21 protein-coding genes, 1 tRNA gene and 1 riboswitch are annotated in these 16,709 nt (G+C 70.8%); of the genes, 17 read left to right on the forward strand and 5 right to left on the reverse strand.

The features are described from left to right. Positions 1 to 14 precede the first annotated feature (14 nt). The 4 genes from cmk (at position 15) to ACXJKD_RS13950 (ending at position 3,189) form a co-directional block, all read left to right on the forward strand. A complete protein-coding gene (gene cmk / locus ACXJKD_RS13935; RefSeq protein ID WP_457255220.1) occupies positions 15 to 719 on the forward strand; it encodes a (d)CMP kinase in 705 nt (234 codons plus the stop codon). After that, on the forward strand, positions 716 to 1,441 hold the full coding sequence (locus ACXJKD_RS13940) for a lysophospholipid acyltransferase family protein (RefSeq protein WP_457255221.1): 726 nt from the start codon (positions 716 to 718) through the stop codon (positions 1,439 to 1,441). Before cmk ends, ACXJKD_RS13940 begins: the two co-directional genes overlap by 4 nt. A gap of 114 nt (positions 1,442 to 1,555) precedes the next feature. Next, complete coding sequence (gene der, locus ACXJKD_RS13945) at positions 1,556 to 3,013, forward strand: ribosome biogenesis GTPase Der (RefSeq protein WP_457255222.1); 1,458 nt, start codon at positions 1,556 to 1,558, stop codon at positions 3,011 to 3,013. A gap of 102 nt (positions 3,014 to 3,115) precedes the next feature. Continuing rightward, positions 3,116 to 3,189 (forward strand) — tRNA-Pro (locus ACXJKD_RS13950). Positions 3,190 to 3,282: 93 nt separating this feature from the next. Here the strand turns inward: ACXJKD_RS13950 and ACXJKD_RS13955 are convergent. Further along, positions 3,283 to 3,753: a hypothetical protein gene (locus ACXJKD_RS13955; RefSeq protein WP_457255223.1), complete on the reverse strand. Its 471-nt coding sequence runs from the start codon at positions 3,751 to 3,753 to the stop codon at positions 3,283 to 3,285. A 358-nt stretch (positions 3,754 to 4,111) separates the two neighbouring features. Then, positions 4,112 to 4,342, reverse strand: a complete 231-nt coding sequence (locus ACXJKD_RS13960; protein ID WP_457255224.1) for a hypothetical protein — start codon at positions 4,340 to 4,342, stop codon at positions 4,112 to 4,114. Between the two features lie 148 nt (positions 4,343 to 4,490). Between ACXJKD_RS13960 and ACXJKD_RS13965 the strand changes: the two genes are divergently transcribed. Further along, a complete protein-coding gene (locus ACXJKD_RS13965; protein WP_457255225.1) occupies positions 4,491 to 5,153 on the forward strand; it encodes a hypothetical protein in 663 nt (220 codons plus the stop codon). 40 nt (positions 5,154 to 5,193) lie between these two features. Beyond that, on the forward strand, positions 5,194 to 6,174 hold the full coding sequence (locus tag ACXJKD_RS13970) for an NAD(P)-dependent alcohol dehydrogenase (RefSeq protein ID WP_457255226.1): 981 nt from the start codon (positions 5,194 to 5,196) through the stop codon (positions 6,172 to 6,174). Positions 6,175 to 6,211: 37 nt separating this feature from the next. Here ACXJKD_RS13970 and ACXJKD_RS13975 read toward each other — a convergent pair whose 3' ends face one another. Together ACXJKD_RS13975 and ACXJKD_RS13980 are read right to left on the reverse strand one after the other, a co-directional pair. Further along, positions 6,212 to 6,973 carry a class I SAM-dependent methyltransferase gene (locus ACXJKD_RS13975; RefSeq protein ID WP_457255227.1) on the reverse strand — a complete coding sequence of 254 codons (762 nt, stop codon included), beginning with the start codon at positions 6,971 to 6,973 and terminating at the stop codon, positions 6,212 to 6,214. 9 nt (positions 6,974 to 6,982) lie between these two features. Beyond that, positions 6,983 to 7,627, reverse strand: coding sequence for a DUF2461 domain-containing protein (locus ACXJKD_RS13980; protein WP_457255228.1), 645 nt, complete (start codon positions 7,625 to 7,627; stop codon positions 6,983 to 6,985). Positions 7,628 to 7,660: 33 nt separating this feature from the next. Here ACXJKD_RS13980 and ACXJKD_RS13985 point away from each other — a divergent pair, with 33 nt between their 5' ends. Further along, positions 7,661 to 8,110: a YdeI/OmpD-associated family protein gene (locus ACXJKD_RS13985; RefSeq protein WP_457255229.1), complete on the forward strand. Its 450-nt coding sequence runs from the start codon at positions 7,661 to 7,663 to the stop codon at positions 8,108 to 8,110. Here ACXJKD_RS13985 and ACXJKD_RS13990 read toward each other — a convergent pair. Next, entirely contained in the window at positions 8,107 to 9,249 is a 1,143-nt protein-coding gene (locus ACXJKD_RS13990; protein WP_457255230.1) for a MalY/PatB family protein, read from the reverse strand. The two genes, ACXJKD_RS13985 and ACXJKD_RS13990, sit on opposite strands and share 4 nt — an antisense overlap. 41 nt (positions 9,250 to 9,290) lie before the next feature. On the opposite strand from ACXJKD_RS13990, the gene ACXJKD_RS13995 reads away from it, so the two are divergent. The 10 genes from ACXJKD_RS13995 to ACXJKD_RS14040 all read left to right on the forward strand — a co-directional run. After that, the gene (locus ACXJKD_RS13995; protein WP_457255231.1) at positions 9,291 to 9,905 is read left to right on the forward strand and encodes a CDP-alcohol phosphatidyltransferase family protein; all 615 of its coding nucleotides are present in this window, start codon (positions 9,291 to 9,293) and stop codon (positions 9,903 to 9,905) included. Beyond that, complete coding sequence (locus ACXJKD_RS14000) at positions 9,902 to 10,876, forward strand: DUF881 domain-containing protein (protein ID WP_457255232.1); 975 nt, start codon at positions 9,902 to 9,904, stop codon at positions 10,874 to 10,876. The genes ACXJKD_RS13995 and ACXJKD_RS14000 overlap by 4 nt, the downstream gene beginning before the upstream one ends. After that, on the forward strand, positions 10,873 to 11,205 hold the full coding sequence (locus tag ACXJKD_RS14005) for a small basic family protein (RefSeq protein ID WP_056920954.1): 333 nt from the start codon (positions 10,873 to 10,875) through the stop codon (positions 11,203 to 11,205). The genes ACXJKD_RS14000 and ACXJKD_RS14005 overlap by 4 nt, the downstream gene beginning before the upstream one ends. A 25-nt stretch (positions 11,206 to 11,230) precedes the next feature. Continuing rightward, positions 11,231 to 11,980: a DUF881 domain-containing protein gene (locus ACXJKD_RS14010; protein WP_457255233.1), complete on the forward strand. Its 750-nt coding sequence runs from the start codon at positions 11,231 to 11,233 to the stop codon at positions 11,978 to 11,980. A 70-nt stretch (positions 11,981 to 12,050) separates the two neighbouring features. Next, positions 12,051 to 12,440 carry a glycine cleavage system protein GcvH gene (gene gcvH / locus ACXJKD_RS14015; RefSeq protein WP_457255234.1) on the forward strand — a complete coding sequence of 130 codons (390 nt, stop codon included), beginning with the start codon at positions 12,051 to 12,053 and terminating at the stop codon, positions 12,438 to 12,440. A 108-nt stretch (positions 12,441 to 12,548) separates the two neighbouring features. Next, the gene (locus ACXJKD_RS14020) at positions 12,549 to 13,004 is read left to right on the forward strand and encodes an FHA domain-containing protein (RefSeq protein ID WP_457255235.1); all 456 of its coding nucleotides are present in this window, start codon (positions 12,549 to 12,551) and stop codon (positions 13,002 to 13,004) included. Between the two features lie 71 nt (positions 13,005 to 13,075). Beyond that, positions 13,076 to 13,777, forward strand: a complete 702-nt coding sequence (gene ftsR / locus ACXJKD_RS14025) for a transcriptional regulator FtsR (RefSeq protein ID WP_457255236.1) — start codon at positions 13,076 to 13,078, stop codon at positions 13,775 to 13,777. Positions 13,778 to 13,796: 19 nt separating this feature from the next. Continuing rightward, positions 13,797 to 14,294 (forward strand): bifunctional nuclease family protein, encoded by a 498-nt coding sequence (locus ACXJKD_RS14030; RefSeq protein WP_457255237.1) that lies wholly within the window; start codon positions 13,797 to 13,799, stop codon positions 14,292 to 14,294. A gap of 173 nt (positions 14,295 to 14,467) precedes the next feature. Further along, positions 14,468 to 15,049 (forward strand): MerR family transcriptional regulator, encoded by a 582-nt coding sequence (locus tag ACXJKD_RS14035; RefSeq protein WP_457255597.1) that lies wholly within the window; start codon positions 14,468 to 14,470, stop codon positions 15,047 to 15,049. A gap of 78 nt (positions 15,050 to 15,127) precedes the next feature. Beyond that, positions 15,128 to 15,235, forward strand: a riboswitch (glycine riboswitch). Between the two features lie 150 nt (positions 15,236 to 15,385). Next, on the forward strand, positions 15,386 to 16,709 hold a 1,324-nt coding region (locus ACXJKD_RS14040), incomplete at its 3' end, for a glycine dehydrogenase (RefSeq protein ID WP_457255598.1).

Raw genomic sequence — 16,709 nt, forward strand, 5'->3', positions numbered from 1 at the left:
TAGTCTTGCCTGCCATGGAGAGCAAGCACCTCGTCGTGGCTGTCGACGGACCTTCCGGCTCGGGCAAGTCCAGCGTCTCGCGCGCTGCCGCCTCGGCGCTGGGCATCGGCTACCTCGACACCGGCGCGATGTACCGCGCCGTGACGTGGTGGTGCCTCGACCAGGGCGTCGACCTCGACGACCACGAGGCGGTCGCGCAGGCCACGCGCGACATCCCGCTCGAGATGGGCACCGACCCGACCACCCCGAGCGTGCGGGTCGGCGGCGGTGAGATCGAGGACGACATCCGCACCACGCGGGTCAGCGAGGTGGTCTCCAAGGTCGCGACCAACACGCTCGTTCGCCCGATCCTCCAGCAGCTCCAGCGCGACCTCATCGACCAGATCGCCACCGAGACCGGGGGAGTGGTGGCCGAGGGCCGCGACATCACCACCGTCGTCGCCCCCGACGCCGACGTGCGGGTGCTGCTGACCGCCAGCGTCGAGGCCCGCCTGCGGCGCCGGTCCAAGGAGCTGCACGGCCACGATGCCGACCACGCGGTGGAGGCGACCCGCGACCAGATCGTGCGCCGCGACGCCGACGACTCCACCGTCTCCGAGTTCACCGAGGCCGCCGAGGGCGTCCACCTGGTCGACACCTCCGACCTCGACTTCGAGCAGAGCATCGAGGCCCTCCTCGACGTCGTCCGACGTGAGGTGCCGCACAAGGTCCCTGCGTGACGGACGCCACGGCGCCCGGCGCGAGTGGCCTGACCCCGACCTGGCGGGTCCGGATCAACATGGTCGTCGGCCGGGTCCTGTTCGGCGCGCTCTACCGGGTCACGGTCGTCGGTCGCGGCCGGGTGCCGCGGACCGGGCCGGTGGTGTTCGTCGCGAACCACGCCGGCTTCCTCGACGGACCGATGCTTCCGGCCCTCGCCCCGCGCCCGACCTCGGTGCTGGTGAAGCGCGAGATGTTCACGGGTCTGCTCGGCTGGTTCCTCACCTGGATCGGCCACATCCCGGTGACCCGCAACTCCGGCGACCGAAGGGCGCTCACCGCCGCGGTGGCGATCCTGCACGCAGGGGGAGCGGTGGGCATCTTCCCTGAAGGCACCCGCGGTCGCGGCGACGTGGCCGCGGTCCAGCAGGGGGCGGCCTGGCTCGCCCAGCAGGGCGCTGCCCGGGTCGTGCCCGTCGCGTTCCTCGGGACCCGCACGACGGGTGCCTCCAAGGGCTCACTGCCGCGTCTGTGGACCCGGATGGTGGTCGAGTTCGGAGAGCCGATGGACCTCGTGGCCGACCCTGCGGTGACGGGGTCGACAACCGGTCGTCAGCGGCTGGCAGCCGCCACCGGCCTGGTCCGCGAGCTGCTCGCCACGCACGTCCGGGAATCCCAGGAGCGACACCGCGTGTTCCTCCCGGAGGACGACGGCCGGCAGGGCCGCGACCCGGAGGCCTGAGGCTGGCCGGACCGCGCGACTGGTCGGTCCCACCGCAAATGTGCGCGACAATGGTGGGCGGCCACGCGGCACACCTGTCCGCGACCACACCCCCGAACGACGCAAGGAACCCCCGTGAGCGAGAACCTGACCGACGACTCGACTGTCGAGCGCGCCCTGCGCGTTGGGCTGGAGGAGTTCGACCTCAGTGAGGAGGACCGCTCCCTCATCGAGGGCGAGTACGACGAGGACGGCTACGCGATCACCGACGGGCCGCTGCCGGTCGTCGCGGTCGTCGGGCGTCCCAACGTCGGCAAGTCCACCCTCGTCAACCGCATCCTCGGCCGCCGCGAGGCCGTCGTCGAGGACGTGCCCGGGGTGACCCGCGACCGCGTCGCCTACGACGGCGAGTGGACCGGCCGCCGGTTCACCCTCGTCGACACCGGTGGCTGGGAGATCGACGCGACCGGCATCCACCTGCGCGTGGCCGAGCAGGCCGAGGTGGCCGTCGACCTCGCCGACGTCGTGATGTTCGTGGTGGACGCCACGGTCGGAGCCACCGACGACGACGAGGCCGTCGTCAAGCTGCTGCGCCGCTCGGGCAAGCCGGTCATCCTCGTCGCGAACAAGGTCGACGACCAGCGCAGCGAGGCGGACGCCGCCGCCCTCTGGAACCTCGGCCTCGGCCAGCCCTGGCCGGTCTCCGCCCTGCACGGGCGTGGGAGCGGTGACGTGCTCGACGCCGTCCTCGACGTCCTGCCGTCGATCTCCGCGAACGCCGACGCCTACCAGCGTGGTGGCCCGCGCCGCGTCGCCCTGGTCGGTCGTCCCAACGTCGGCAAGTCCTCGCTGCTCAACAAGCTCGCCGGCGAGGACCGTGTCGTCGTCGACAACGTCGCAGGCACCACGCGCGACCCGGTCGACGAGTTCATCGAGCTCGGTGGCAAGACCTGGCGCTTCGTCGACACGGCCGGCATCCGGCGCCGGGTCCACCAGGCCCGCGGCGCCGACTTCTACGCCTCGCTGCGCACCCAGACCGCCCTGGAGAAGGCCGAGGTCGCCGTCGTCCTCATCGACGCCGAGCAGTCCATCGCCGAGCAGGACGTCCGGGTCGTGCAGCACGTCATCGACGCCGGCCGCGCGCTGGTCATCGCCTACAACAAGTGGGACCTGCTCGACGAGGAGCGGCGCCACTACCTCGAGCGCGAGATCGAGCGCGAGCTCGTCCAGGTGCCGTGGGCGCCCCGCGTCAACATCTCGGCGCTCACCGGTCGCTCGGTCGAGAAGCTCGTGCCCGCCCTCGAGCGCGCCCTCGACTCGTGGGACTTCCGCGTCCCCACCGGTCGGCTGAACGCCTTCTTCGGCGAGATCGTCGCGGCCCATCCCCACCCGGTCCGTGGTGGCAAGCAGCCGCGCATCCTCTTCGCGACGCAGGCCTCGACCCGCCCGCCGCGGTTCGTGATCTTCGCCTCCGGCTTCATCGAGGCCGGCTACCGCCGCTTCCTCGAGCGCCGGCTGCGCGAGGAGTTCGGCTTCGAGGGCACGCCGATCGAGGTCTCCGTCCGGGTGCGCGAGAAGCGCAAGCGCCGCTAGCCGGCAGCACGGCATACCGATTTCAAGCGGAGGTATGCCGTGCGCTAAGGTTTCGTTCGCTCCCGCGGTCCTGCTTCGGCTGGATTTCGCGTGGGCAAGCCACGGGCTGTGGCGCAGCTTGGTAGCGCACTTGACTGGGGGTCAAGGGGTCGCAGGTTCAAATCCTGTCAGCCCGACTAACGGGGTCCGACTTGTCCACACACTTCGGGCCCCGTTTTCATGCCCCGGTGCGGCCGCCCTCGACGACACCGAGGAGCCGAAGCGGTGGGTCACAGCGATGACCAGCAGTAGACGTTCTCCCCGGAGGCAGCCGCAGCGCGGGCCAGGACGGTCAGCCCCGAGATCCACTCGCTCGCGACTTCGGGCGGATAGTCGCCCCACTGCCGGACGGCCCACTGCGTGGCGAGGTCGGCGACGCGGACCGGATCGATGGCCGCGAGCCCGTCGCGCACCCGCTCGGTCAAGCGCTCGATCCCGGGATCGGTGAGCCAAGGCGACGACTCGTCACTCGGTGGTGGTGTGTCGGCAGGCGGCCAGAGGCGTTCGGAAGTCTGCGGCCCGCGTTCGTAGGCTCGGTCCTCGGACAGGGCGAGAAGTTCCTCGAGGTGAGGGTCAGGGAACACCCCCTTGGTCGAGAAGCCGTCGTACGTCGCCGGGTTCAGAGGACCGCCCGCCAAGCCCTTCGTTGCGATGGCAGCGTCGTCGTCTGCGGCGCGGAAGTAGTCGAAGTAGATGCCCACCAGGTCCTCCGCGAGTCGAGTTGGTCCGGGCAAAGCCTGTCATCATCCAGCGGCGCGCAAGGTTGGTTCACGCGAGTTGGCGGACCAGGAAGTTCATTGCAGGATCGGCGATTCGCGTCCTCGGCGTCGATGATCGCGAGTTCAGTCGAGCCAAGTGTGGCGGTACGCCGAGGACTGGGCGGCTCGAGTCAGTGCGTCTGTCGAGCTGATGGCAGTCGGCCAGACGATGGGCGGGGAGTGATCCTCGTGCCCCCTGACGGGACGAACACTCCCACGGTCGTGTACGTCCGCTCTGGGGGCCAGCTCACGGCGTACAGCCTCTCCGGCGGGCCCTAGCACTCCGCTCACTTTGAGCCCATCAGTTCTCGCGACGGCGCATCCCGGCTCGCATCGCCACTGCCACGACTCCCACGACCAGGCCGAACACCGTGCCCATCGCCGCCATGCCGACGAGCGAGTCGGTGCGCTCGTAGGAGTCCCCCCACGTGAGGGCGAAGACCGAGCCCACACCGATCAGCACGCCGCTCGCCCAGAACAGCGCCACCAGACCGAGGTCGGACACGCGTCGTCGGTCTCGTGGATCACCCATCACTGGAGCCTGGAGGCGGCCATACTTCCCGGGTGAGGATTGCGTCTCGGCGGTCGCGGGGAGACTCCGCCCGCAAGGCCACCTTCACTCTCCTGCTGTTCGCGCTGCCTGTCGTGGTCCTGATCTCCGCTGCCGGGGTCGGACCGCGATGTCGGTCGATGCGTGGGCTGCGGTAGTCCTCGGCGGCCCGACGGCCGCGGTCGCTCTGTGTGCCCTGGTGCTCCCCACCACGGCCACGCCAGCGGCGGCCCTCATCGGACGGCAGGGATGGCGGTCAGTCTGGGAGTGGACCGTTCGTCCCTATCGTTCGACTGCGCTACCTGCTCTCGGCATCGCCCTCGCGGAGTACCTCGGGGCTGCGCTCTCGACTCAAGGGCTGCGGCCCCTTCTCTTTGCCGACGACCCTGAACTGGGTTGGTACCTCCCGTTGGTCGGACTGGTGTTGGGTGTCCTGCTGGGGTGGGTGCTCATCGCCCTGGTGGTGATCCCGTTCAAGGCGGCAGCCCGCGCGGTGTCAATCTGGCAGTCGGACCGTCACGAGGCCGTCCGGCTACTGGTGTTCCCCTTCGTGATGCTCGCGATCCTGCTCACCGGGGCGGCCCACCTCGGCGCCTTTCCCCAGACGGCGGAGGTAGGTCGGTTGGCCATGCTCCAGGACGAGCGCGACCTCCTGTTCACGCCCGGTGCATCCGGCGCGCCGGCGTGGTGCGTGGCCTTCGCCTGGGCAGGCGTGGCGGCTGTGCTCGCCGCAGGGATCTCGGTGCGGTGGACGACGAGGGCGACGCGTCAGGTCACGCAACCCGGCCCGTAGCCCCAACCGACCGACGGCCGGATGGGGCTACGGTCGGGCCATGAGGGCGGCCGTCTACACCGAGTACGGGGGACCGGACGTCGTCCGTGTCACGGACGTCGAGGCACCCAAGCCTGGCCCGACTGACCTGCTTGTCCAGGTCCACGCGACCACGGTGAACCGGACCGATGTCGCCTTTCGCGCAGGACAGCCGACGTTCGCGAGGATCGTCTACGGGATCCGTGGTCCGAAGGCCACGATCCTCGGGTGCGAGTTCGCCGGGACGGTGATCGATGCAGGTGAGGCAGATTCCGCCTTCGCTGTCGGTGACACAGTGTTCGGTTATGTCGAGGGACCGTTCGGGGCGCATGCCGAGCTCCTCGTCGTGCCCCAGCGAGGATCGGTCGCCAAGATCCCGGCCGGCCTGTCCTTCGACATGGCCGTCGCAGGCACCGAGGGATCGCACTACGCGCTCGGCATGATCCGGGCTGCTGGCGTCCGGGCCGGCGATGCCGTGCTCGTCAACGGCGCGTCGGGTGGGATCGGCTCCGCCGCCGTGCAGCTCCTGCACCACCTGGGGGCAAAGGTGACGGCGGTCTGCTTCGCGGAGCAGGTCGACCTCGTTCGCGGGCTGGGCGCGGATCGCGTGATCGACTGCACCGCAGAGGATTTCACCCGTGACGCGTCACGCTACGACCTCGTCCTCGACGCGGTCGGCAAGAGCACGTTCACCGCTGCCCGACGGGTCCTGAAGGCCCGGGGGACCTACATCTCCTCGGAGCTCGGCCCGGCGCTCCAGAATCCGCGACGAGCCCTCGTGGCACCGCTGAGCCGCGGCCAGCGGGTGCGGTTTCCCATCCCGACGCACAACCAGGCCATGATCGAGAGCCTGGCCGCCCTCATGGAGTCCGGTGCCTTCCGCCCCGTCATCGACCGGACCTACCCGTTGGACGAGATCGTCGAGGCACACCGGTATGCCGGCAGCGGCCAGAAGATCGGGAACGTCGTCGTGCTCGTGGCGTCCACCGAGTCGTCAGGCTGACCAGCGCCTGAGTCGGCGCGGCGCGCCGCGGGTCGAGTCAGCGGGCGCGTGCGGTCGCGACCCACGCGGAGGCGGTCAGGGTGAAGGGACCATCAGGCAGCCGACGGGCGCACTCTGCCTTCAACGCCTCCCGCCCCGTCTCGTCGAGGTCGGCGACGTACGCGCCGGCCGGCCCCACGCCATACGTGAACGGCTCCCACCACTCGTCCAGGCCGGCGAAGGCCACGTCCACGGAGAGCACCCCCGAGCTGACGTCGTCCAGGCCGGCCTCGGCGAACAGCTCCGCCAGATGACCTTCGCGCGCGCCGGCCAGCCCACGCTCGGCACCGGCGAGGGGATCGAGCTCGTGCACGGCGTCCCAGAAGAGCGAGAGCGGGCCACCACCACCCGCGTGGTCCCAGACGGAGGCGGAGACGATCCCGCCGGGACGAGTCACCCGGCCCATCTCGCGCAACCCCGTGACCGGGTCACGCATGAAGTGCACGACGAGCTGGGCCAGCGCGACGTCGAACGACGCGTCCTCCCACGGGAGCTCCTCCGCGCTCCCGGCGCGGACCTCCACTCCGGGGAGGCGGTCGCGGAGCGCGGCGACGAACGACTGGGAGGGGTCGATGGCGGCCACCTGGTCGGGCCCGACCAGGTCGACCAGCACCGCCGTCAGGGCACCCGGACCGGCTCCCACGTCGAGCACTCGCTGACCGGCCGAGACTCCTGCCGCCCCGGCGAACGCCGGCGCCAGTGGCTCGGAGAAGCGCCCCATGAAGCTGCCGTATGCCGCGGCGGTCACCTCGAAGCCCATGGTCCGACGCTACTCGTGCACGTGCTCGGCCATCCACTCCACGAGCGGGCGAACCCGTCGCCACTCGGCGCGCACGTGGTCGACCGCCTCGGGCCCGGACAGCCAGGACGGGGTGCCCACCCGCTGGATGGCCATCATCTCCTTGCGGCGCAGGAGCTCCAGACGAGGGTGGTCGGCAGCGAACCCCTTCGGCCGGGTCTTGAGCGAGTCACCCTCGAGGGCGAAGCCGGCTGCGGTCAGGCCTGTCGCAACCTGCTCGAGCCGGGCCCCGGACGCCGGTGCATCGACTGCGGCGCGGTAGCGGCCCGTCTCGGCGGGGGAGTGGGCGCGGAAACCACCACCGACCGCCAGCCCGTCACCACTGACCTGGACGTAGTAGCCGATCCCCGTGGCGACGCCGACGAACGCGCCCTGATGCGTCTTGTAGGGCGACTTGTCGTGGCTGAACCGGATGTCGCGGTTCGGGCGGAACAACCGCGCCGGGCCGAACTCGTCCTCCAGCGCATCGGCCAGGGCGAGCATCGGCTCACGAACGTCGCGCTCCCACTGTGCCTTGTGCTGCGCCCAGAACTCCTTGGTGTTGGTCTCCTCCAGCTCCTGGTAGAACGTCACGCCCCACTGCGGGAAGCCGGCGAAGGCACCACTGTCAGCCATGCCCACACTGTGGCACGCGGCATACTCGGCCGCATGAAGTTCACCACCGAGGTGCTGCAGACGGGGAAGACGACCACGGGCCTGGTCGTGCCGGACGAGGTCGTCGAGGGGCTCGGCGGCGGCAAGCGGCCGAAGGTCACCGTGACCATCAACGGCAAGACCTACCGCGGCAGCGTCGCGTCGATGGGTGGTCGCTACCTGGTCGGCGTCAGTGCCGAGAACCGCGCGCTGACCGGGGTCTCCGGCGGCGAGGTCGTCGAGGTCACCCTCGAGCTCGACACCGCGCGGCGCGAGGTCGAGGTGCCCGCGGACTTCGCGGCCGCCCTCGAGGTGGTGCCCGATGCCAAGGCGGTCTTCGCGCGACAGTCCTACAGCCACCAACGAGCCCACGTCGACGCGATCAACGGTGCCAAGGCTCCCGAGACGCGGCGGAGGCGGATCGACAAGGCCGTCGAGATGCTGCAGGCGCAGGCGGAGGGCTAGAGGGCAGCGGCGATCCGGCTGACCGCCTCGCGGACGATGTCGGGGGAGGTGCCGAAGTTCAGCCGGGCATGCCCGAGACCGCCCTGCCCGAACCCCGGTCCGGGGTGCAGGGCCACCCGAGCGCGCTCCCGCAGCACCGCCGCCGGGTCGTCACCGAGGCCGAGGGCCGTGAAGTCGAGCCACGCGAGGAACGTGCCGTCCGGCACGCGGTAGCCCACCTCGGGAAGCTGCTCCGCCAACAGCGACGCGAGGAGCTGCCGGTTCGAGTCCAGTCCCGCGAGGAGCGCATCGAGCCAGGGCCCGCCGTCGAGGTAGGCGGCCCGGTGGGCGATGACCCCGAGGTGGCTCGCGCCGTGGGACACCTCCTCCGGCATGCGGGCCAGGTCGGCGGCCGCGTCCGGACCGGGCACCGCCATGGCCGCCTTGAGGCCGGCGAGGTTGAACGCCTTCGACGCCGACATCAGCGCGATGGCGCGCGACCCCGCGGGCAGCGAGGCCACCGACGTGAAGGTCGCCGGAGCGTGGACGACGGGGGCGTGGATCTCGTCGGCCACGACCCGCACGCCGGACGAGTGCGCCAGCTCCAGGGCCGAGGTGAGCTCCTCGGGGGTGTGCACCGTGCCGGTGGGGTTCTGCGGGTTGCACAGCAGGTATGCCGCGCGGCCGCCACCGCTGGTCGCTTCGGCGAAGGCCCGCTCCAGCGAGGCGAGGTCGAGCCGACCGTCCTCGCCCAGCGGCGCCTCGACGACCCCGTGCCCGAGGTGGGAGACGAACTGGAAGAAGGGTGGGTAGACGGGGGAGTTGACGACCACCGCGGCACCGGGGTCGGCGACGAGCTTGAGGACCTCCACCACCCCGAGCATCACGTCGGGGACGATCCCCATCGTCGCCGGGTCGGGCTCCCAGCCCCAACGCTTCGCCGCGAAGGCCGACAGCGCCTCCGCGTAGTCGGCCGCCCACGGGTAGCCGGTGTCGCCGCTCGACATGGCGTCCGCCACCGCCTGCTGGATGGGCTCGGCCGGCACGACGTCCATCTCGGCGACCCAGAGCGGCAGGATGTCCGGGTCGTAGAGCCGCCACTTGACGCTGCGACGCTCGCGCAGCCGCTCGAGACCGGGGCCGACCAGCGGGTTGTCCATGCCTGCGAACTCTACGTGGGGCTGGCGGTTAGGCTGCCAGCGTGTCAGCACCAGGAGAGCGGGGGAGGGTCGTCGGCGAGCATGCCGTGACCGACCGTGTCCTGACTCTGCCCAACGTGCTGTCCGTGCTGCGGCTGGTCGGGGTGCCGATCTTCCTCTGGGCGATCCTGTCCGAGCACGACGTGCTCGCCCTCGTCACCCTCATGCTCTCGGGGGTCAGCGACTACCTCGACGGCAAGATCGCCCGCCGGTTCGGCATGGAGTCCCGGCTGGGCCAGCTGCTCGACCCCTTCGCCGACCGCCTCTACATCGCGACGACGCTCTTCGGCCTCGCCTGGCGCGACATCATCCCGTGGTGGCTCGTGATCGCCCTCGTGGGGCGCGAGGTGCTGCTCGCAGGGGTGCTGTGGTGGATCAAGCGCTACGGCCAGACCGGCCTCCCCGTGCACTTCGTCGGCAAGGCCGCCACCTTCAACCTCCTCTACGCCTTCCCGCTGCTGTTGCTCGGTGAGGGTTCCAGCACCTTCGCCGCGTGGGCCCTGCCGATCGGGTGGGCGTTCGCGTGGTGGGGGACCGTCCTCTACTGGGTGGCCGGGGTCATGTACATCGTGCAGGCCCGCCAGGTGGTGGCCGCACACACGGTGCCGGCGACATGACGACCCCCCACACCTCACACCGCGACGCCGGCCCGCCGGCCACCCCACCGGGCCGTCGGCCCGACGAGTCGATGACGCTGCTCATCTCGATGATGGAGCGCCCGCTGGACCCCGGGTATGCCGCGGCCGCAGCCGAGCGCGAAGCCGCCGGCCTGCCGCCCAGCACCGGGACCCGGACCGTCACGGTCGCGGTGTCCGCCCTGGTGGCCGGCCTGCTGCTCACCCTCGGCGCGCTGGCGCTGCGCACGCCCTCGACCTCGGCGATCCGGGCCAAGGCCAACCTGGTCAGCCAGATCGAGACCCGTCGGGCGGAGGTGGACCGGCAGGAGGCGCAGCTGCGGGTGGTCCAGGCGGAGGTCGACCGGTTGCAGGCGCAGGCGCTGGGGCAGGACGAGAAGTCGCTCCAGACCCGGCTCGCCGCGCTCACCCTGGCCTCCGGGGCCGAGAAGGTGTCCGGTCCCGGCATCACGGTCGAGCTCGACAACGCACCGGGCAGCGACGGCACCAGCGCGGACGGCAACCCGCGCACCGACGCGGGCAAGGACGAGGGCAAGGTCTTCTCCAAGGACCTCCAGATCGTCGTCAACGGGCTCTGGGAGGCCGGTGCCGAGGCGATCGCCGTGAATGGCCAGCGACTGACCTCGCGGTCGGCGATCCGGTTCGCGGGTGAGGCCATCCTCGTCAACTACCGTCCGCTCGCCCGGCCCTACCGGATCAGCGTCATCGGCGACCCGGAGGACCTGCAGGTCGAGTTCGCGGCCAACGACGGTGGCGCGTACGCGCGCGCCCTCCAGGACAACTACGGCATCCGTGTTTCCATTGACGCGGCCAAGAGCCTGTCGCTCCCCGCGGCGACCTCGCTCACGGTCCGCGAGGCCAGGGTGCCGAAGCCGAAGTCCAGCGCGCCGGCCACCACCGGTACCACCCCATCCACCACGACCACCCCGTCCACGTCGGAGAGTTCACCGTGATACCACTGCTCGGCCTCATCGGCGGCGTGCTGGTGGGACTCCTCTGGGGTCCCGACGTGCCCGTCGCGCTGCAGCCCTACCTCCCGATCGCCGTCATCGCCGCCCTCGACGCCGTGTTCGGTGCGGTGCGCGCCGTGCTCGACGGGATCTTCAACGACAAGGTCTTCGTGGTGTCGTTCCTCGCGAACGTCGTGGTGGCCGCGTTCATCGTCTTCCTCGGCGACCAGCTCGGCGTCGGGTCCCAGCTGAGCACCGGTGTCGTGGTCGTCCTCGGGGTGCGGATCTTCTCCAACGTGGCCTCGATCCGAAGGCACCTGTTCAAGGCATGAGCGACGCAGCCATGGGCGAGGGCACGTGAGCACCGACGGTCCCGAGGACACCTCGGGCTCGTGGGGCAGGTTGCTGCGCATGGCGCGGCCGCGGGCGACGCGGGCCAACGCCTTCGCGGCCCTGCTGGCCATCGTGCTCGGCTTCGCCATCGCCACCCAGGTCCAGCAGACCAACCAGAGCGGGCTGGAGCAGCTGCGCGAGGACGAGCTGGTCCGCATCCTCGACGACGTCAGCCAGGAGCAGGACCGCCTGGCGTCCGACTCGCGTGAGCTGGAGACCAGTCGCGACCGGCTCGTGTCCGGTGTCGACTCCAGCGCCGAGGCGCTCAAGTCCGCCCAGGAACGGCTCGACACCCTGGGGATCCTCACCGGCACCTCACCGGCCACCGGACCGGGCATCGTCATCAACATCAACGACCCCGACCACAAGGTCACCGCGGCTCGTCTGCTCGACGCCCTGCAGGAGCTGCGGGACGCCGGCGCCGAGGCCGTGCAGATCGGTGACGTGCGCGTCGTGTCCGACACGTGGTTCGCCGACGTCGACGGTGCGATCGAGATCGGTGGCGAACGCGTCGAGTCCCCCTACGTCATCACGGCCATCGGCGACAGCGCCACGATGGCGTCCGCGATGGAGATCCCCGGTGGTGTCAGCGAGTCGGTCCGCGGCGATGGCGCGCTGCCGTCCGTGCGGCAGTCCGACGACCTCGCCATCACCGCGTTGCACAGTCTGAGCGAGCCTCGTTACGCTCGGCCCGTCCCGGCACCATCGCCCTGACCCGCGATCGCCCCGACGGCAGCACTCTGCCGTTGTTCGAAAGCAGCCACCCCATCCTCCGAGGAGCAGCATGAGCGAGCTGGACTACCCCCAGGACCTGCGTTACACGGCCGAGCACGAGTGGGTGCGGACCGGTGACGACGGCACGGTGCGGATCGGGATCACCTCGTTCGCCCAGGACTCCCTGGGTGACGTCGTCTACGTCAGCCTCCCCGCGGTGGGCGACACCGTGTCCGCGGGCGACGCCTGCGGTGAGGTCGAGTCCACCAAGTCCGTGAGCGACCTCTACGCCCCCCTCGCCGGCGAGGTGACGGCCGTCAACGAGTCGCTCGACGCCACCCCCGAGCTGGTCAACACCGACCCCTACGGCGAAGGCTGGATGTACGAGCTGCGCCCCTCCGACGCTGCAGCCGTCGACGCGCTGCTCGACCCGGCGGCATACCAGGCCCAGCTGGGCTGACCTGCGCGTCGCGCGTTCGCACAATTGGCTGCGGACGGCACCGGCGTCCCTTTAGGTTTGTGCTTTGCTAGAGGGGCGGACAGAACCACCACGAGGGAGTGCGGACCCATGAACGGCAGCGAGAACGACGAGCACACGTCCCGGCCCCACGAGCCGACGACGATGCGGCTGCCCGGGATCAACGACCTCGAACAGGTCGACACCAGCGCCGAGGCCGAGATCGCCCTCAGCAAGGCTGACCAGGCCACGGTCGACGCGCTCCGTCCCGGCACGGCACTCCTGGTGGTCCTGCGCGGCCCGAACACCGGCGCGCGGTTCCTGCTCGACGACGACGAGGTCAACTCCGGTCGTCACCCCGACAGCGACATCTTCCTCGACGACGTCACGGTGTCGCGCAAGCACGCGACCTTCCGTCGCGTCGGCGACACCTTCGTGGTGCGTGACGTGGGCTCGCTCAACGGCACCTACGTCAACCGCGAGCGGATCGACGAGGTCACGCTGCAGACCGGCGACGAGGTCCAGATCGGCAAGTTCCGTCTCGTGTTCTACGCCGGCAGGGCCTGACGAAGCTCCGCGAAGACCCCGGCGACACAGAAGCCTGGCTACTGGTGAGCCCTCGCACGACACCGCAGCCCATGACGATCGGTGCGGTGCTGGCTGCCCTGACGCCGGACTTCCCCGACGTCACCATCTCCAAGATCCGCTTCCTCGAGGCGGAGGGCCTGGTGACGCCGGCCCGCACCGGCTCCGGCTACCGCACCTACTCCGGCGCTGACCTCGAACGGCTCCGCTACATCCTCACCGCCCAGCGCGACCACTTCTGGCCGCTGAAGGTGATCGCCTCCGCCCTCGACGCCATGGACCGTGGCCTGACCCCGGAGCGCCACGACGCCGGTATGCCGCGGCCGTCCGTCCCGGCGCCGGTCGCCGACCCCGAGGTGCCCACCGCTGCCGAGGTCACCCAGGGCGGGACGCTGCGGCTGACGAAGGCCGAGCTGGCCGCCTCGGCCGGCCTCGACGCCGCCACGGTGGACGCGCTTGAGACCTTCGGGCTCCTGCACGCCGACGCCACTGGGCACTTCGGTGACGCGGCGCTCACGGTGGCGCACACGGCCGCCGAGCTCGCGGCCTACGGGCTCGAGCCGCGCCACCTGCGGCCGTTCCGCACCGCCGCCGACCGCGAGATCGGCCTGGTCCAGCAGGTCGTCACGCCGCACCGCTCGACCTCCGGCAAGCGCGCCCGGGCGGGCGACCCGAAGGATCCGACCGGTGACGTGCTGCGCCTGTGCATCGCGTTGCACACCGCCCTCGTGAGGGACGGGCTCCAGCGCGGCTGAACCGGGTTAAGGTGGGACGGTGAAGGTCCTCGAGGTCCTCGGTGTCCGCGTCGAGATGCCCACCAACCACCCCATCGTCCTGCTCCGCGAGCGAGACGGTGACCGCTACCTGCCGATCTGGATCGGCGCCGCGGAGGCGACCGCGATCGCCTACGCCCAACAGGGGATCGAACCGCCCCGGCCGCTGACCCACGACCTGATGAAGAACGTCATCGAGGGACTGGGTCACCGACTCACCGAGGTGCGGATCGTCGAGCTCCGCGACGGCGTCTTCCACGCGGCCCTGATCCTCGACGGCACCACCGAGATCTCGTCGCGCTCGTCGGACGCGATCGCCCTCGCCCTGCGCACCGGCACGACCATCGTCGCAGGGGAGTCGCTGCTCGAGGAGGCCGGGGTGGCCATGTCCGGCGAGGAGGACAAGGACGACGAGGTGGAGAAGTTCCGGGAGTTCCTGGACCACGTCTCGGCCGAGGACTTCGAGACCAAACCGGACGAAAGCGGGACAACCGGCTAGGGCGTCACGCTCAGAACCATGAACCTCAACTGAACATCTAGGGTTGACCCTCCGGGCGCGACACGCCGAAGGGCAAAGGTCGAGTGGTAGTTGACCTGCGGTTCTGCGCCACCGTACCTTCGGCACAGACCAGTAATGCGACCGGTGTAGTTACACCAGAGGAGGTGAGCGCTGTGAACCCGAGCAACGAGGCTCCGCACGGCCACACGAACGTGCCGGCTGCGGCACAGGGGCTGTTGTTCACGGACGACCTCCCGGAGCTGAGCGACGACATCGGCTACCGCGGACCCACGGCGTGCAAGGCGGCCGGCATCACCTACCGCCAGCTCGACTACTGGGCCCGCACCGGCTTGGTCGAGCCCTCGGTGCGCGGTGCCACGGGTTCCGGCACCCAGCGGCTCTACGGCTTCCGCGACATCCTCGTGCTCAAGGTCGTCAAGCGCCTGCTCGACACCGGTGTCTCGCTCCAGCAGATCCGGGTGGCCATCACCCACCTGCGTGAGCGCGGCGTCGAGGACCTGGCCCAGATCACCCTGATGAGCGACGGCGCCTCGGTCTACGAGTGCACCTCGGCCGACGAGGTCATCGACCTCGTCCAGGGCGGCCAGGGTGTCTTCGGCATCGCCGTCGGTCGGGTCTGGCGCGAGGTTGAGGGCGAGCTGGCCCAGCTGCCCAGCGAGCGCACCGACGACGAGGTGCCGGCAGACCACCCCGGCGACGAGCTCCGCGAGCGTCGCGCGGCCAGGTTGGCCTGACCCGGAGGCCCCATTCGTCCCATCCGGCCCGTCGTCCTCTCGAGGACGGCGGGCCGTGTTGTAGATTGGCACTGCTGAACATCCCGCGCGGGAGAGTCCCCGCGTGCACCCGGACGGGTCGCACGGCGGGGCGCCGAAGGGGCAAACTCCCCGGAACCTCTCAGGCGCCAGGACTGCGTGGGACAGGCACCTCTGGAGCGGCCAGTGCGGCGTGACAGATGGGGAGGCGATCCGAGCAATCCGACGTTCAGGAGCCTCATGTCCGCCCAGTTCACCACCGACCTGCCCGAGTTCGCCGGGCGCCACATCGGTCCGTCCGACGCCGACGTCGACGCGATGCTCGCGGCAGTCAAGCACTCGTCGCTCGAGGCCCTGGTCGACCACGCCCTGCCCGGTGCCATCCGCACCGACGGCCCGCTGCGCGTCGACCCCGCAGACTCCGAGGCGGCCGTCGTCGAGGAGCTCCGGGGCATCGCCCGCCGCAACCACGTGATGACCTCGATGATCGGGCTCGGCTACTACGGGACCATCACCCCGGCCGTGATCCAGCGGAACGTGCTCGAGAGCCCCGCCTGGTACACCGCCTACACGCCCTACCAGCCGGAGATCTCGCAGGGCCGGCTCGAGGCACTGCTCAACTTCCAGACCGTGGTCAGCGACCTGACCGGTCTGACCACCTCCGGGGCGTCGCTCCTCGACGAGGGGACCGCGGCGGCCGAGGCGATGACCCTGATGCGTCGTTCCAGCAAGGCCGCGGCCGACGCCGTCCTGCTGGTCGACCGGCACGTCTTCCCACAGACCCTGGCCGTGATGCAGACGAGGGCCAAGCCCCTCGGCCTGCCGGTCGTGGTGGCCGACCTCGACGGACTCGACTCCGCCGAGGCCCTGCGTGCCGCCGCGGACGATCGTCCGGTGTTCGGCGTGCTCGTGCAGTACCCGGGTGCCGACGGCGAGCTGCGCGACTGGCGCGGCCTGGCCACCGCAGCGCACGACGCGGGTGCCCTCGTGGCCGCGGCCGCTGACCTGCTCGCCCTGACCCTGGCCACGGCGCCGGGGGAGTGGGGTGCGGACCTGGCGGTCGGCACCACCCAGCGCTTCGGCGTGCCGATGGGCTTCGGTGGCCCGCACGCCGGCTACATGAGCGTCCGCCCGGGGCTGGAGCGTTCCTTGCCCGGCCGCCTCGTGGGCGTCAGCGTCGACACCGAGGGAGCGCCGGCCTACCGCCTCGCCCTCCAGACGCGCGAGCAGCACATCCGTCGTGAGAAGGCCACGTCGAACATCTGCACCGCGCAGGTGCTCCTCGCCGTGATGGCCTCGATGTATGCCGTCTACCACGGCCCGACCGGCCTGGCCGCGATCGCGCGGCGGGTCCACGGGCACGCCGTCACCCTCGTCGACGGCCTCACCGCCGCGGGCGCCGACGTGCAGACGTCGGTCTACTTCGACACCGTCACGGTGTCGGTCCCCGGACGCGCCGACGAGGTCATCAGCCAGGCCGCGCAGCGCGGGGTCAACCTCTGGCGGGTGGACGCCGACCGGGTCTCGATCAGCGTCGACGAGACCACCGACCTGCGCGACCTCGAAGCGGTCTGGAGCGCGTTCGGGGCCACCGGGCCGAGCGAGGTCACGATCGGTGACCTCCAGTGGCCGTCGTCGCNNG

Source organism: Pedococcus sp. P5_B7 (assembly GCF_054049895.1).